Origin of the sequence: Lysinibacillus sp. JNUCC-52, assembly GCF_015999545.1 — a bacterium.
In the GTDB taxonomy this organism is placed as follows: domain Bacteria; phylum Bacillota; class Bacilli; order Bacillales_A; family Planococcaceae; genus Lysinibacillus.
Genome location: NZ_CP065546.1, coordinates 2,821,016 through 2,837,010, shown reverse-complemented (window position 1 = coordinate 2,837,010; position 15,995 = coordinate 2,821,016). Strand labels below are relative to the sequence as shown.

Annotated in this window: 15 protein-coding genes and 1 pseudogene; 7 read left to right on the top strand and 9 right to left on the bottom strand. The window is 35.8% G+C overall.

What is annotated here, in order from left to right; all coding sequences use genetic code 11:
• Positions 1-100: 100 nt before the first annotated feature.
• From JNUCC52_RS13970 to JNUCC52_RS13950, 5 genes and pseudogenes are all read right to left on the bottom strand, one after another.
• Complete coding sequence (locus JNUCC52_RS13970; protein ID WP_173479174.1) at positions 101-793, bottom strand: response regulator transcription factor; 693 nt, start codon at positions 791-793, stop codon at positions 101-103.
• 18 nt (positions 794-811) lie between these two features.
• Positions 812-2,263 carry a sensor histidine kinase gene (locus JNUCC52_RS13965; RefSeq protein WP_337980171.1) on the bottom strand — a complete coding sequence of 484 codons (1,452 nt, stop codon included), beginning with the start codon at positions 2,261-2,263 and terminating at the stop codon, positions 812-814.
• A gap of 69 nt (positions 2,264-2,332) precedes the next feature.
• Positions 2,333-3,160 (bottom strand): annotated as a pseudogene (locus tag JNUCC52_RS13960) (DUF4822 domain-containing protein); the annotation flags it as partial.
• A 313-nt stretch (positions 3,161-3,473) separates the two neighbouring features.
• On the bottom strand, positions 3,474-4,004 hold the full coding sequence (locus JNUCC52_RS13955; protein ID WP_337980169.1) for a dihydrofolate reductase family protein: 531 nt from the start codon (positions 4,002-4,004) through the stop codon (positions 3,474-3,476).
• 63 nt (positions 4,005-4,067) lie between these two features.
• Positions 4,068-4,628, bottom strand: a complete 561-nt coding sequence (locus JNUCC52_RS13950; RefSeq protein ID WP_337980168.1) for an LOG family protein — start codon at positions 4,626-4,628, stop codon at positions 4,068-4,070.
• A gap of 52 nt (positions 4,629-4,680) precedes the next feature.
• On the opposite strand from JNUCC52_RS13950, the gene JNUCC52_RS13945 reads away from it, so the two are divergent.
• From JNUCC52_RS13945 to JNUCC52_RS13930, 4 genes are all read left to right on the top strand, one after another.
• On the top strand, positions 4,681-4,998 hold the full coding sequence (locus tag JNUCC52_RS13945; protein ID WP_173479170.1) for a MazG nucleotide pyrophosphohydrolase domain-containing protein: 318 nt from the start codon (positions 4,681-4,683) through the stop codon (positions 4,996-4,998).
• A gap of 264 nt (positions 4,999-5,262) precedes the next feature.
• Positions 5,263-5,625 carry a DUF2085 domain-containing protein gene (locus JNUCC52_RS13940; RefSeq protein ID WP_217270326.1) on the top strand — a complete coding sequence of 121 codons (363 nt, stop codon included), beginning with the start codon at positions 5,263-5,265 and terminating at the stop codon, positions 5,623-5,625.
• 21 nt (positions 5,626-5,646) lie between these two features.
• On the top strand, positions 5,647-5,928 hold the full coding sequence (locus tag JNUCC52_RS13935) for a zinc-ribbon domain-containing protein (RefSeq protein WP_173479169.1): 282 nt from the start codon (positions 5,647-5,649) through the stop codon (positions 5,926-5,928).
• A 74-nt stretch (positions 5,929-6,002) separates the two neighbouring features.
• Positions 6,003-6,326, top strand: coding sequence for a zinc-ribbon domain-containing protein (locus tag JNUCC52_RS13930; RefSeq protein ID WP_173479168.1), 324 nt, complete (start codon positions 6,003-6,005; stop codon positions 6,324-6,326).
• 156 nt (positions 6,327-6,482) lie between these two features.
• On the opposite strand, the gene JNUCC52_RS13925 is transcribed toward JNUCC52_RS13930, so the two are convergent.
• Together JNUCC52_RS13925 and deoD are read right to left on the bottom strand one after the other, a co-directional pair.
• The gene (locus JNUCC52_RS13925) at positions 6,483-6,689 is read right to left on the bottom strand and encodes an NINE protein (RefSeq protein WP_173479167.1); all 207 of its coding nucleotides are present in this window, start codon (positions 6,687-6,689) and stop codon (positions 6,483-6,485) included.
• Between the two features lie 227 nt (positions 6,690-6,916).
• Positions 6,917-7,636, bottom strand: coding sequence for a purine-nucleoside phosphorylase (gene deoD / locus JNUCC52_RS13920; RefSeq protein ID WP_337980167.1), 720 nt, complete (start codon positions 7,634-7,636; stop codon positions 6,917-6,919).
• A 332-nt stretch (positions 7,637-7,968) separates the two neighbouring features.
• Here deoD and JNUCC52_RS13915 point away from each other — a divergent pair, with 332 nt between their 5' ends.
• From JNUCC52_RS13915 to JNUCC52_RS13905, 3 genes are all read left to right on the top strand, one after another.
• The gene (locus JNUCC52_RS13915; protein ID WP_337982221.1) at positions 7,969-8,868 is read left to right on the top strand and encodes a multicopper oxidase family protein; all 900 of its coding nucleotides are present in this window, start codon (positions 7,969-7,971) and stop codon (positions 8,866-8,868) included.
• Between the two features lie 434 nt (positions 8,869-9,302).
• Positions 9,303-13,184: a S8 family serine peptidase gene (locus JNUCC52_RS13910; RefSeq protein WP_337980166.1), complete on the top strand. Its 3,882-nt coding sequence runs from the start codon at positions 9,303-9,305 to the stop codon at positions 13,182-13,184.
• A 312-nt stretch (positions 13,185-13,496) separates the two neighbouring features.
• Positions 13,497-14,414: a LysM peptidoglycan-binding and 3D domain-containing protein gene (locus JNUCC52_RS13905; protein ID WP_337980165.1), complete on the top strand. Its 918-nt coding sequence runs from the start codon at positions 13,497-13,499 to the stop codon at positions 14,412-14,414.
• 133 nt (positions 14,415-14,547) lie between these two features.
• Here the strand turns inward: JNUCC52_RS13905 and JNUCC52_RS13900 are convergent, their stop codons facing one another.
• Together JNUCC52_RS13900 and JNUCC52_RS13895 are read right to left on the bottom strand one after the other, a co-directional pair.
• Positions 14,548-15,291: an amino acid ABC transporter ATP-binding protein gene (locus JNUCC52_RS13900; protein WP_337980164.1), complete on the bottom strand. Its 744-nt coding sequence runs from the start codon at positions 15,289-15,291 to the stop codon at positions 14,548-14,550.
• Positions 15,292-15,303: 12 nt separating this feature from the next.
• Positions 15,304-15,969 carry an amino acid ABC transporter permease gene (locus tag JNUCC52_RS13895; RefSeq protein WP_139860064.1) on the bottom strand — a complete coding sequence of 222 codons (666 nt, stop codon included), beginning with the start codon at positions 15,967-15,969 and terminating at the stop codon, positions 15,304-15,306.
• Between the last annotated feature and the right edge of the window lie 26 nt (positions 15,970-15,995).

Here is a 15,995-nt window from a genome sequence, read left to right as displayed (position 1 = left end):
GTTTTCCTCCCCCTTCTCGTTACACCCTGTGAGTATGAATAATACACTTACAATACTTATAAAATATTTCATGTAAAACCGTCCTTTCACAAGGAGATTGTCAATTATTAAATCGATATCCGCTTCCCCAAATTGTCTCGATAGGCAGCTCTGATAGTTTTCCCTTTTTTAACTTATCCCGAATGCGCCCAACATGGACAACAACTGTAAAAACATCTCCATCTAAGTCATCCATATACCATAATTGACGGAAAAGTTGCTCCTTTGTCCATACACGATTTGGATGCTCCATAAAAAACACGAGTAGGTCAAATTCCTTCGTTGTAAAAATAACTTCCTGACCTAAAACGAATACTTTGCGAGCGGCTTTATCAACAATAATATTTTTCATCTCCAAATAATCCTGTGCTTGTTCACTACCTGTCAGCTGCTTGTAACGTTTACTATGCGCTTGTACACGAGCGACGAACTCACTAGGACTAAATGGCTTTGTTATATAATCATCCGCGCCTAAGCCAAGCCCTCTTATCTTATCAATATCCTCTTTTTTTGCAGAAACAATTATGAGTGGAATGTTTTTCTTTTCACGAATGCGTCGACAAATGTCAAAACCGTTCATTGAAGGGAGCATTAAATCAACGACAATTAAATCAAAAGGCTCATTTAATGCTCGATTCAATCCTTCAAAACCGTCTGTTACAATTTCCGCCTCTATTTCATGAATTTCTAAATAATCTCTTTGCAATTCTGCAATGCTAATATCATCTTCAATGATTAATATTCGTGATGGCATCAGTCATCGACACTTCCTTTAAGCCTTTTCCAAGATTATTGTTACCGTTGTACCAAAATGTAGCTTACTTTGAATTTTTACTTGTCCATTATGCTTTTCAACGATTTGCTTTACAATTGCAAGCCCCAGACCGCTACCACCTGTCGTCGAAGTACGGGCTTCCTCACCACGATAAAAATGATCGAATACATATGGGAGTTGGTGCTCTGAAATGCCTTGCCCATTATCCTTTACAACAATTTCAACAAGTTGATTAACTGCCACTACTTCTAATATCATACATAAAGGTTCATTTGGCTTTTTAAACTTCATACTATTTTCAATTAAGTTAGCGATTGCTCGATTCATCTGCATACGATCAATATAAACATAGACATCTTCCACTACATTTAATGCTAACTGTACTTCTCGATTGTATAATTGAAACTCCTCCACTATATGTGTAAGAAACTTGCCAATCTGTATACGCTCAAAATGTAGCTGAACAGCCTCAGCATCAAACTTAGAATAAAGAAAAAGTTCTTCAATTAATCGGTTTAATGCAAGTGATTTAGAATGAATGGTCTTTAAATACTTTTCACGCTTTTCAGGCGTTTCTGCAACGCCTTCCTGTAAACCTTCAACATACCCAATAATCGTTGTAATCGGTGTTTTTAAATCATGAGAAATACTTGCTATTAGGTCTTTACGGTTTTTTTCAAGATTGCGTTGCTCCTGAATAGAATCAAAAAGTGCTGAGCGCATACTCTCAAAATTAGCTGTCAGCTCATGTACTTCCCTTGCTGTATTAGCAGGGAGTGTCGGTGCTTCAATCATTAAATCACCCTCTCGTATTTCAGACATGGTCTGTCCTAAATTTTCGAGAGGTTTAATAATGGTCTTGTGTAAAAGTTGATTTAAAAAAAGCATTGCGGCAAACGAGACTAGAAGGATGATGAAAATAATAATAATTCCCCATTTAGTAAGGAAATCTAAAAAACTGTTTTCTTTTTTCAACACTAAAACGCTTCCCTTGGACTTGTCGCTATAATAAAAGTCGAACTTAATATAACGGTACAATCCTCCAGCATTATCGATGGTGCCCTTTGTTTCAATATTATTCGTATCAAACGTCGGAAAATGCACGACAAGCGATCTTTCTACTAACCCTTGTGAATAATATACAATTTCCTCTTCATGACGAATGACAACTCCAAGTGACCTGTTCTCAATCTGTTGAAAACTTTTTTGCATATCTTGCACTAAAAGCCTGTCTGGATCCTCTTTGGCAATATTACGTAGCTTTACATAAGCAAGCTCCTCTTCAGGGCTCAAGGAGCGTTGCTTTGTAAAAGTTTGATACAATGTTTTAGGTGTTGGAACAGACCCTGTCGTCACATAAAAAACAATGCATAAAATGGATAGAATAGAAACACTTGCAATCATAATACCGCCGATATAAGAAGTTAAAAATCTATTCTTAATTGTCATATTGATCTCCTTTCCTCAATTTATAAAGGAGATTCCTTACTTTTTCAAGTAATGGACTTTATGGTAATTTTAAAAACTGAATGTAGGTTTGAAATCTCCCTTATATGGCTCATGCTCTACGAAGATTGTAATCTCATTGTCATCTGCATCCTTACCTACACGCTTATACGTAAACTTGTCGTCATTTAATTCCGTAAGTTCCAATGCAGCACCATATTTATTTTCGCCAATCGCTACATGTGCGCGAATTTTATTGTCGTCAATGACATCAAAGTAACCGTAATCTCCACGACTCTCTCCTGTCTCTCTATTAAAAAATTCGTATTTATTTGTGTCCGCTTCAAACTTAGCGACACTTAAAAAATTCCCATTAAACTCTGTGACATCATTTCCTTTTTCATCAAGTACCTTTGTTCCTTGCCATAATGTTTTGCCAAGGATTTCATCTCCATCTACACTAGTATTAATATCTCCTGTAGAAGTAGTTAATGTTTTGCCCTCGTTAGTAAACGCTAAATCATTTTCATATGGTATATGCTCTACAAATACTTCTACGTCATTACCGTTTATATCTTTCCCCATACGTTTGTATGTAAAGACTTCTTCATCTAACGCCGTTATTTCAACAACTGCTTGATATTTCATTGTATCTGAAATTAAAATACGCTTTATACCATCGTTTGTCATAAAGAATGTACCCTCATCGCCTCGCGTCTTCCCTGTTTTCGCATCAAAGAATTCATAGCGACCTGTTTCAGAATCGTATTTTGCTAAGCCGATAAACCCAGCATTCTCCTCAGTTAAATCATTGTTATCTTTGTCATAAACACGCGTACCTTGCCAATTTGTACTGCTTAAAATATTCGCTAATGTTTGTCCCTTTGTCAGTTGTTGCTCAGCTTTATTAGCCTCCGCTTGATCATTTTGCACGACTGCATTGTCTGCCTCGTTTTTCTCTGACCCTGAATCCGAGCATGCAGTTAATATTGTCACTGAACTAAAAATAGCGAGTGTTGCGAATTTTAATTTGTTATTCATTTAATGTTCTCTCCCTTATCATTTGCTTATACGTAATTATGAAGCCCAGTTCTAAACTGCATATATCGCAAATATAAACAAATTATAAATTCGAGAAAAAAAGCGGATTTCTTGTATCCTGCTTATACAATAAACAAAACTCGCCACAAAAATTGGCGAGTTTGTTTGTTATTTATTTAATTTTTTTATAATGAAGCACAGCAAGTTGACCTAACTTTTCTGTTTTCATTAAACTATATTTTTGGGTAATATCATCACCATTATAAAGAGAGATGCCCTTCCCTAAAATAATAGGGGCGATGGCTAGTTGGAATTCGTCAATTAAATTTCCTTTAAAAAATTCACGTGCTAATTTTCCTCCGCCAATTAACCATATATCTTTACCAGGCTGTTGTTTTAAATTGTTAATGAACGCCTCTACATCTTTATTTATAAATGAAGCATATTCATCAGAATCGCTGACAGATTTAGAAAACACATAGTTTTTATAATCACTATAAGGATAGTCTATGTCAAATCCTCGAATGGTATCATATGTTCCCTTTCCCATCACAACAGTATCTATTCTATTAAGAAGGGAATTGTAACCCGAATCGCCTTCTACTTCCGTAGTCTCCAACCACTCTAATGTACCATCATCATTTGCAATAAAACCATCAATTGAAGTACCTATATACAAAATAACATTACGTTCTCTTTCCATATAAATCCCCATTTCTGTTTCAGAAGATAACATTCAGTATATCAGAGACTTTTTTTAAAAAAATTAATATGTTCGTACTAATAGTGGTGTATGGTTTGTAATAAATTGTTCAATTTCGATAAATGAGTTGGAAAATAACATTGCTTTTTTATCTGCTTCAGTTAAAAAACCGTTTGTTACCATATCATCATAAAATTCTTTTAATTTATCATAGTAGCCATCTACATTAAATAAAATACATGGATTTTGGTGTTGGCCAATTCTTGCCCATGAAATTACTTCAGAGATTTCTTCTAAAGTTCCAGGACCCCCAGGCAGTGCAATATAGCAGTCTCCTAATTCAATCATTCTATTTTTCCGTTCAGACATAGAATGCACAACTTCTAAACGAGTTAAATTAGGATGACTTAGCTCTCGATCTACTAAAAATGTCGGAATAATGCCGATTACTTTACCATTATGTAATAAAACTTCGTCTGCAATGATCCCCATTAGACCAGCTTTTCCTCCACCATATACTAAAGTATGACCATTTTCCGCAATCCATTTTCCAAGTGATTTTGCTGCCTCTACAAATAAATCATTGTTACCTAGACTTGCGCCACAATAAACTGCAATATTCAAATTCAATTCCTCCTTTATGCTATCATTATAGAAGTATAAGGAGTGATTTTCATTGAATATTTTTGAATACCAAAAGTGGATAACTGAATTTTACAAAAAGCGAGGCTGGTATGAGTTAAACCCCTTTATTCGTGTCAATTTTTTAACGGAAGAAGTTGGTGAAGTTTCAAAAGCCATCCGAACAATTGAAATTGGGCGAGATCGTCCAGATGAAAAAGCTCTATCAAAAGAACAACAAATGGAGAATTTAAAGGAAGAATTAGGCGATGTTCTTGATAATTTATTTATATTAGCTGATAAGTACGAAATTGATTTAACAGAAATTATGGAAAGCCATAAAGATAAACTAACAAAACGATATCAATCATAATAGAAGTCACTAATTAAAAGTTTTAAACATAACAAAACTACCTAAATCGTTGTTATACGAACATCTTAGGTGGTTTTTTTTATATTCCACAGTTATTTATGAAACTCACCGTGGACTTTAAAAGTCCCTATCATCCTCCGTCATATTTCTTTCTATCTCTATTCACCCAATTTTTTATAGTAAAAACTAAATTATGAAGTATATTCCAAAAATACTATTTATGTTATATACTATACGCTAGAATAATAAAGGGAGTTTACAAATTTGGCAAATACTTTTAATTTTGTATTGCGAGTTTTTTTCTTTTGCCATCAAAGACCGGACCGTTCCTTCCATTATAAAGGGAAGAAATTTCCCCTATGTGCAAGATGTACAGGTATGGCTGTAGGTTATCTTTTATCCATATTTTTAGTCATACTTTTAGGCATATTTGATTTATGGATTATCGCCTTATTAATTTTACCAATGGCTATAGACGGTACAGGTCAATTATTTGGTAAATGGACAAGTAATAATAATAGACGGTTCCTTACTGGATTAATGGGTGGAATCGGTATTATTTATATTTTTTTCACTATTGGTCATCAATTTTTCTTACTTGGTCAATATGTTGGAAGAAATCTATAACAAACTATTGGAGGTACTATTATGTATTGTAAAAACTGTGGCGAACATATTTCGGAACATGCTGAAATTTGTATCCATTGTGGGGTCCGCGTAAAAAACGCTGGAGGAGAAGACAAACCAAACTGGGGCGTTAACATTATTACGCTTTGTTGTGTGCCACTTGTTGGGTTAATTATGTTCTTTGTTTGGAAAAATGAAAAACCAGTTGCGGCTAAATCCGCTTTAATGTTCTTCTTTATAAACATAGGAATTATCGTATTATTCTATATTGCAATGTTCATGATTGGTTTATTAAGTTACTAAAAATATGGATTACATAGGTCTACAGTGAACAAGTTGGGAAATAGGAATTTTTGTAGTATGTAGGGGGTTTTAATATGTATTGTCCTAATTGTGGTTCTACCATTAACGAGAATGCCGAAATTTGTATCAAGTGTGGTGTCAACGTCTTAAAATTTAATAACCAAGCAACTGTAGCAAAAGATGATAAACCAAATATTTGGGTTAACATACTCAGCTTATGCTGCTTCCCACTACTTGGCATTATTCTCTATTTTATATGGAAAGACTCACAACCAAAAGCCGCAAAGTCTGCTTTAATATTTGCTTTGTTTGGCTTTGTGATTTCAATTATTTTAGCAATTATTTCGTTTGTAATAGGGGTTGCTACAGAAATGATGACGGATAGCTATTATTACTAATTAATATAGCTACTGCGTTTATATCGTAACAATCATAAACAATAAAGAAGGGTAGACATGTAGAACAGTCTCCCTTCTTTTTATCGTATCGCTATAAATAAAAGCAACAAGCTTAAAAATATATGTATGAGCCTATCGTTTTTTTATTTCAATCATTTAAGATTTTATAAAATGACCATCTTTGTCTGTAAATTTACCAACGATAATCATAATCAAGTCGACTATTGTCCAAATACCGAATCCACCTATTGTAATAAACATTAAAATACCTGTACCGATTTTTCCAACATAAAAACGGTGAATTCCCAGACCGCCTAAAAAGAAACAAAGTAATAATGTTGCTACAAAATTTTTGTCTGACATGTAAATACCTCCGTTAAATTTATTAATATTTATAAGACCCTTCATTATTATAATTACATATAAAGTAATTTACAACATTTTTTTACTTTTACTCAATTCTATATTATTGGTTTTTATATCCTATAAATGTAAGCATCCAATTCTTCTAAAATAAAAAAAGAAGTAACAAGGACATTTAGTTTCCTTGTTACTTCTTTAAAAATAATAACTCAATTAGCTGCCATTATTTATATTAAATCTAAAGCTATTTCTACCATCTGTGTAAATGAAGTTTGTCTCTCTTCTTGTGTTGTTTGTTCATGTGTAATCATATGGTCACTTACTGTTAAAATGGTTAATGCTTTAGCTCCAGCACTAGCAGCATTTAAATATAAACTTGTCGTTTCCATTTCCTCTGCTAATATGCCCATCTTTGCCCACTTTTCTGTTGCAGTTACATCAGCATTATAGAAAACATCACTAGATAGTACATTCCCGACATGCACGTTACAATTCTTTTCATCAGCAACTTTCTTAGCTTTCTCTAATAAATCATAAGATGCTGTAATTGGAAACTGACCTGGCAGATTAAATTGATGTGCATAATTGGAATTTGTTGCTGCTCCCATAGCCAAAATAATATCATATAATTTAATATCATTTTGCATTGCCCCGCATGAACCTATACGAATTAAATTTTTCACGCCAAAAACATTAATTAATTCCCATGAATAGATCGCCATACTTGGCGCCCCCATACCAGTACCCATTACGGAAACTTTCTTTCCTTTATATTCACCTGTATACCCAAGCATGCCTCTAATTTCATTAAAAAGTACAGGGTTCTCTAAAAAATTTTCTGCAATAAACTTAGCACGAAGTGGATCTCCTGGTAAAAGTATTGTTTCTGCTATTTCTACTCCATTTGGCTTAATATGTGGGGTTTCTTTTAATTCATTATTTTTCATTTTAACTTTCTCCTTAACATCTTTTTATTATTATGTCTTTTATAATCAATATTTTTCTATAAAGAAGTGATTTTATAAAATATTTAATAAATAAAAATAATACTTATAATACAAGATCTAAATATACATTTACCGAAGCACAACTTCCAATGCAACGTAGGCTATATTTAGATATTCGCCATTTTGCATCCAATTTATTATATACCAGCAGAGAGAACGACAATAAAGCAAAAGTAGAATTCATGGAATCGATTTGTATGACACTGCCAAAGAATAAGTCCCCCTTCGAAACATATATTTTTTTAAGAAGTGAATTTATAGGGGGTTTTATCATAGTTATTACACCAGGTATTGAAGATTTACCTTATGTACTTCAAAAAAATGGGGTAAAGTTTTTTACTTTAGTTGCGGAAGAAATAACGTGGGAGTTAGTAGATGGTATCTTTATTAAAGCTTGGGGATATAACGGCTCTACACCTGGGCCAACTATTCGTGTTTTTCCTGGAGATAAAGTATGTATTAGAGTCATTAATCAATTACCTGTCCATACAAGCGTGCATTGGCATGGATTAATCGTACCTAATGTGATGGATGGTGTCCCCCCAATTGAGCCCTCTCCATTTATCGAACCTGGATATTATTTTGATTATCATTTTACAATAGTTAATCCCCCAGGTACGTATATGTATCATTCCCATGTAGATGTTTCTATACAAGATAATGCGGGATTATTAGGAGGCTTTATTGTAGAAGATCCGACAATGGAGAACCTCCCAAACCATAAGGATTACCTTTGTTTACTTCAAGAATGGGCAATAAATGCTTTGCCATGGGGCGATTTAACAAAGGGTACGTATGATCTTACTTTTATTAAACCTGATTTTAATTTTTTCACAATAAATGGACGATGCTACCCGTTAACCGAACCTTTACGCGTAAGATACGGAGATATGGTTAAAGTACGCTTTGGTAATATTCAAATGAACCACCACCCCATCCATTTACATGGACATCAGTTTAAAGTGGTCGGCGCTGATGGTTTCCCAATTGCTCCTCATACGCAAATTTGTAAAAATACTATACTCGTCGCATCTGGTGAAACTTGGGATATTAGCTTCCAAGCCAATAATACAGGTATTTGGCCAATGCATTGCCACATGCCCCATCATGTTACAAATAACGGTGTAGTTGGCTTAGGTGGTATGTTCACTACAGTTAAATATGAAGAATAGTAACGGCTAACTTAAGTGTAAATTTTTAATGAAATATACGTTTTCTTATAATATTAATTTATTATATATAATGATAGAAAAGTATGCTTTCCACCCTATAAAATAGCTGGCGATATTTTAAAATAATCGCCAGCTATTTTTATTTCCTTAACGATTTTCCTTCAATTACCCCTCTTATTGTTCTAAATACCACTTGTCTTTAAATTGCTTCCTTATTTGGTTTGATTGAAACTTTTAGTATGTCATTTCACTTCCGAAAGTTCTACTTTTTCATTAAATTACCAGGTAGATAGATTCAGTTTTCAATTAATAAACTAATACTAATTATCAATATTTTTATATTAGGATATTCGAATTAGTTCTATTGTGATAAATTTAAATTACCACACTTAACTGAAAAGTGTGACAATTAAAGCTGAAGGGGGAAATGTGATTTGAAAGAGTTTAAGTTTACGAAGTTTCTAAGTAGTCTTCTTGCTATCGTTATGGTGCTTTCGCTATTTGTTCCATTGTCGAGTGCTAGTGCTGAAGAACCGAAACCATTAAAGCAGGATAGCCAAAGTGAAAGTATTATTCAATTAAAGGCGGCTATCGCTGAACAGCAAAGCTTGTCTAAAGAAGGCCCTACTCTTCACGAAAGCTTACAAAATGTATCAGGCAATCAAGATGTTGCAGTCATCGTTCATTTATCTGAAATGCCTGTAGCACTAGAGCAAGGAATGAGCCAAGTGAAAGGCAAAAAATTCTCTAATGCCCGAGCAAATGAAGTACGTTCAAATGTAAAAGCTCAACAAGCAAAAGTAAAAAAAGAATTAGCTACTAAAAAAGTTCAGATGACTCAAGGATACACATTTGATACTGTTTTAAACGGTTTTGCGGCAACGGTAAAAGCAAATGATCTCCCGAAATTGCTTACAATAGAAGGAATTACATTAATCGAACCTGATGCAACCGTTTATGCATCAGAAGATACACCGATACAACCATCGGAACTAATAAAGGAAGACCAATTAGAAGCGCAAATGAATACAAGTATTTCTTTCCTTGGCATCGAACAGCTTTGGAATGAAGGTTTTGAAGGACAAGGAATAAAAGTAGCAGTATTAGATACTGGTATTGATGCAGATCACCCTGAGTTCGCTGGGGTTTATAAAGGTGGGAAAAACTTTATTCCAAATTCAGCAACTTATACGAAGCCTCGTGCAGATGACGATGCATCAGAAACATTACCTTCAGAGCGTCCAGCTGGGACACCTGAATTTAATGAAAAGGGAAGCTCGTTCTATACATCTCACGGTACACATGTTGCTGGAACAATTGCAGCAATCGGTGCTAACGAATTCGGTATTAAAGGAATTGCGCCAAAAGTAGACCTTTATGCTTACCGAGTTCTTGGGGCATACGGCAGTGGTGCTACATCTGGTATTGTGAAAGCTATTGAAACTGCTGTAATAGAAAAAATGGACATTATCAATCTATCACTTGGCGGTGGAGCTAACTCTGAAACAGATGCTGGTTCATTTGCTATTAATAATGCCATGATGGCTGGAACAATCGGAGTAATTGCAACAGGGAACTCTGGGCCAAATCGCGGAACAATGGGCACGCCTGCAACCGCTCGTTTAGGAATAGCTGTTGGTAACACATCATATCCTGAAACAATGTTTAACGGGGAAGTGAATGTTACAATTGGCAACTACAACTTAACGAAACAGCTTCCATTAATGGGGACGACTTTTGGAAAAAATTTAGCTACACAGCTTCAAGGTGAGTTTGACCTAGTTGCTGTTCCTGGAAACGGGGAAGTAAAAGATTTTGAAGGAATTAATGTCGAAGGCAAAGTGGCGTTGATTGCTCGTGGAGGTATTGCCTTTGTTGATAAAATTGCGAATGCAAAGGCAAATGGAGCAGTGGCAACCATTATTCATAACTTTGCTGGTGGAACAAATGCACCAAACATTTCAGGTACATTCCTAGGTGATTCATTTGAGTTTCTACCGTCATTTGATATGTCCCAAACGGACGGCGATGCAATTCGCACTGCATTAGCAGGCGGAACTGGAAAAGTAAGCTTTAGTAAATTTGCTTCCACACAGACACTTGGGGATGATGTAAACACTTCAAGTTCACGTGGACCATCTACACCAAACTTTGATATTAAACCAGATGTAAGTGCACCTGGGACAAACATTATGTCATCTATTCCAATGTATAAAAAAGATTTCCCTGATGCCTCTTATGCAGAAGCATATGCGCGTAAAACAGGAACTTCTATGGCAACACCGCATATTGCAGGTATTGTTGCATTAGTTAAACAAGCAAATCCTGATTGGAACGCATTCGACGTTAAAGTGGCAATTTCTAATACAGCAAAGGTTTTAGATACAACAAAATACGATGTGTTTTCTCAAGGTGCTGGGCGCGTAAATGCTTATGCAGCCGCTCATCCTGAAATTCTTGCCTATGCACTTGATAGCGCAATAATAGATGGAACTGGGGCTGTTGCTGAAAACTTAAAAGGTACAGTTACTTTCGGTCCACAATCAGTTAAAGATCGTGATATTTCTGTAACAAAGCAAGTTTTAGTAAAAGATATGAAAGGAAACGGCGGCAATTACAATGTAGCAGTGGATGTGACAAAAACATTTGGTGATGCAACTGTTACAGTAGATCAGCCGACCTTTAACCTAGTTGGTGAGCAAGTTTTAAATGTTACATTAACCGCTTCACAAGCTACAGCACCTAACGGCTCTGAAATACTAGGGTATATTTACATCAGTAGTGGCGATACAGAAATTTCCTTACCATTCGCAGCTGACTTTAGCGGTGCGGCAGTAACTGAAATTAAAGATTATAAAATTACTGAAACAGATCTATCCTTTAATGGCGATGGCGTGAAAGATTCAGCTGTACTTTCATTCACATTAACGGGTGATGTAACAACTAACTATATCGAGCTTTGGGATATTATGAATCCAGAAGGTGGAGAATATGGAGATGGCTACATCGGTTATCTGCATGCAGGGACTGCTCTAGGAAAAGGCTCTTATACGCTGAATGTTGGCGGGCAGTACAAACCATGGGGATCAGCACCTGCCACAACGATTCCAGATGGTCTTTATACAATTGACTTCACTGGTCTTGCAGCATCAGGAGTAGTTTCCGATTATGTCGGCCCTATTATTGTAAAAACGACGAAACCAGAAATTACTGGTTCAGTAGCTGAAGGTGTCGCTACAGGTCAGGTAACAGATAAGTATATCGACTACAATGATGAGTTATATTTATACGGTTTAAATTACAATTTAAATGATAAATTAAAAGCTTCTTATATTTCTACAGTAAATGGCGAAGTACAAGCACCAGTTGCTTTTGAATTAAATCAGGACGGTAGCTTTACATTCCCAGTAACAGCAGAAACGAATGCTGTGTCAGTAAAAATTACTGATGCTGCTGGCAATATTGGCGAAGAAAAGATATATGAAAAAGCAGTTGTAGAACCAGTAGTAACACTTTCGGTTAATCCAACTGAGTTAAACCTAACAACTGGCGAAACTGCACAACTTACGGTGACAGAAACGTCAACGCCTGCAGAAGGTGATGCAACAGAGGAAGACGTAACTTCAAAAGCTACTTACGTAGTTGGAGATGAAACTGTTGCAACAATAGTAAATGGATTAGTAACGGCAGTAGGTGCAGGTACGACTACAATTACAATTTCATATGGTAATAACGAAGTTACAATAAATGTTACGGTTAAAGCAACGGTTATCGAGGAACCAACAGTAACATTAGAAATCGACCAGGCTCAGGTTGAAACGAGAATAGGTAAAGAAGTTACAGTTAAGATTACTGAAGTAACAACGTTTGATGGTAAAACAACAGAAAAAGATGTTACGAAGCTGGCAACCTACGAAGTAGCAAATAATAAAATAGCTACTGTAAAAGCAGGGGTCGTAAAAGGAAAAGGTCAAGGTAATACTACTATTACGGTAACGTATGGTGAGCACAAACTAACATTTGATGTGTTAGTTGTAAAGCCAGGTAATGGCAACGGCAACGGCAACGGCAATGGCAATGGTAATGGTAACGGCAATGGCAATGGTAATGGTAACGGCAATGGCAATGGCAATGGCAATGGTAACGGCAATGGCAATGGCAATGGCAATGGTAACGGCAATGGCAATGGCAATGGCAATGGCAATGGCAATGGTAACGGCAATGGCAATGGCAATGGCAATGGCAATGGTAACGGCAATGGCAATGGCAATGGCAATGGTAATGGTAATAACGACGTTACAGAGGTTCAGTTATAATTCATTGCAGTTCACATAAAAAAGAGAAATTGCGTTATGCAATTTCTCTTTTTGCTATTTATTATAAAGTTATTGATTGCATTTTAAGCGCCAAAGGGGCATTCAATACGTAACAAGTAATTGCTTCCTCTGCTAGATTTTATATTAAATTTCTTAGGAAATAATAGTTAATCGTTTGATGTTTGCAATATTATTGCAATATAAATGCCATAGACGTAAACAAATTAACACCTCCTTGTTCTTTTTCTCAGAAAAATCTATGATACGATTATTTTATATTAACAACCAAGAACGAACATGGAGGATACATGAATGCTTAAAAAAATTATATCAATTGTACCAGTTGCAATGCTCTCTGCAACTTTAGGTGCTAATGCTCAAGCTGCAACGATTACCGTACAAAAAGGTGATACCCTTTGGGATTTATCACGTGCACATAATACATCAGTAGAAAATATTCAAACGTTGAATCATATTAATACTAACCTTATTCACCCTGGAGATGTTCTTACCATTGCACAGCAAAAGCAATATACCGTTAAGCAAGATGATACATTATGGGATATAGCCTTAGATCATCAAGTAACCGTTTCACAAATTAAAGAATGGAACCAATTACATACTGATCTCATTCACCCTGGTTTACAACTATCCATCTTTGTTGGTATGAAATCTAGTACGGCTGTAACTGAAAAACCAACAATGTCTGCAACCCATGAAGCAAAGGAACCTGCAACTTCAGTGGACAATACGCCTGAAGCAAGCACTCCATCAACAAATAATACTACTTCAACGGAGAGCAAACCTGAAGCGACTGTTCCATCGACAAGCAATACTGCTTCAAATGAAAGCAAACCTGAAGCAACTGTTCCATCAACAAGTAATACTACTTCAACAGAGAGTAAACCTGAAGCAAACGCTCCATCAACAAGTAATACTGCTAAGGAAATTATAGTGGAAGCTTCAGCCTATACAGCATCATGTGAGGGATGTTCCGGTATTACCGCTACTGGTATTAACCTTAAAGCAAACCCAAATGCTAAAGTCATCTCAGTTGACCCAACTGTTATTCCACTTGGTAGTAAAGTTTATGTAGAAGGCTATGGGGAAGCAATTGCAGGCGATACGGGCGGAGCCATTAAAGGCAATCGAATCGATGTCTTTTTCCCTTCGCAACAGGATGCCATTAACTTTGGCGTAAAACAATTAAAAGTAACAATATTAAACTAGACTATTAGCTATTTCCATCCTATTCTTAGGATTTAATATATAGATGAACAACAAGGTAACTTGACTCCTTATACGAAGCAAAAAAGAACCCAATTTGGGTTCTTTTTTGCTTATTTTTCAGGACCTCTTAGCGTTATTTAAGCATCGTTGCAGTTAAAAATTCCCGTGTTCTTTCCTCTTTCGGATGGTTAAAAAATTGATCAGGTGTGCCGCGTTCAATAATGGTTCCATCGTGCATATACACAATCCAATCAGCTACTTCTCTTGCAAATCCCATTTCATGGGTTACAACAACCATTGTCATTCCTTCTTCAGCCAAGTCTTTCATGGTTGTTAATACCTCTCCCACAAGCTCGGGATCGAGTGCCGATGTTGGTTCATCAAAAAGCATAATGTCTGGTTCCATCGCTAGGGCTCTTGCAATTGCCACCCGTTGCTTTTGTCCCCCAGATAGTTTACTAGGATAGACATCCGCCTTATCTTCCAAACCTACTTTTTTCAGTAATTCTTCTGCTGTGTTAATGGCCTTTTCTTTGTCTACACCCTTTACCATGATAGGCGCTTCAATAATATTTTCCAAAACTGTTTTGTGAGGGAATAAGTTGAAATTTTGAAACACCATCCCTACCTTTTCTCTAATCTTGTTAAGGTCATCTGTCCGTGGATTGACTTCATTTCCTTCAATTATAATATTGCCGTTATCCTTTCTTTCTAAAAAGTTCAAACAGCGCAGGAGGGTACTTTTCCCTGACCCACTCGATCCTATTAGACAAACAACATCACTCTCGTAAACTGTCATGTCGATATTTTTTAATACATGTAAATCTCCAAACGATTTATTCAATTGATTTATTTTAATCATTTCCTTGGTGTCCAATTTCTTCAGCTCCTATCTGTCGCTTATTGCTAATTTCAGTTCAGTTCGGTTCACTACAAATGTCATCAACGCTACTAGTAATAAATAGTAGACTGCTACGATGAGTAAATAGGTCATTTCATCAAAATTATTCGATCCTAGTGTTGTCGCCACATTAAACAGCTCATTCATGGAGATAAATGCGGCCAACGAAGAATCTTTTAAACTGATGATAAATTGATTGCCTAAAGGCGGCAACGCTCGACGAAATGCCTGTGGAAGAATAATTCTTCTTAATGTCAGTATCTTTGTCATTCCCAAAGAGCGGCCTGCCTCAACCTGACCTTTATCGACTGCCTGAATTGCGCCTCGAAGGATTTCAGAAATATAAGCTCCATTATGTAACGCTAGAGCAAGTGAAGCAGCCCAAAAATCAGGAATAAGGAAAATCCCACTTATTCCGAAGTAAAGGATAAATATTTGGACAATCAGCGGTGTTCCGCGGACCAAATAGACATATATATCTGAAATAAGTTTTAAAATTTTTATATTAGAAATTTTTAATAGAGCAAAGACAAGTCCAATGACAATTCCTAGTATGATAGAAACCACCGTCAGCTCTAATGTTAATAGCATAGCTTTAAAGAATACACCTTTTGTTTCCATTAGTATGTTAAAAAAATGCGAAAAACTTGGCAAAGTACTACTTCCTTTCTTTCTATAGC

Bases quoted from the DNA above. Each gene is read 5' to 3' on its own strand.
- JNUCC52_RS13970 (WP_173479174.1), bottom strand. From the start codon at position 793: ATGCCATCACGAATATTAATCATTGAAGATGATATTAGCATTGCAGAA.
- JNUCC52_RS13965 (WP_337980171.1), bottom strand. From the start codon at position 2,263: ATGACAATTAAGAATAGATTTTTAACTTCTTATATCGGCGGTATTATG.
- JNUCC52_RS13955 (WP_337980169.1), bottom strand. From the start codon at position 4,004: ATGGAAAGAGAACGTAATGTTATTTTGTATATAGGTACTTCAATTGAT.
- JNUCC52_RS13935 (WP_173479169.1), top strand. From the start codon at position 5,647: ATGTATTGTAAAAACTGTGGCGAACATATTTCGGAACATGCTGAAATT.
- JNUCC52_RS13930 (WP_173479168.1), top strand. From the start codon at position 6,003: ATGTATTGTCCTAATTGTGGTTCTACCATTAACGAGAATGCCGAAATT.
- JNUCC52_RS13925 (WP_173479167.1), bottom strand. From the start codon at position 6,689: ATGTCAGACAAAAATTTTGTAGCAACATTATTACTTTGTTTCTTTTTA.
- deoD (WP_337980167.1), bottom strand. From the start codon at position 7,636: ATGAAAAATAATGAATTAAAAGAAACCCCACATATTAAGCCAAATGGA.
- JNUCC52_RS13905 (WP_337980165.1), top strand. From the start codon at position 13,497: ATGCTTAAAAAAATTATATCAATTGTACCAGTTGCAATGCTCTCTGCA.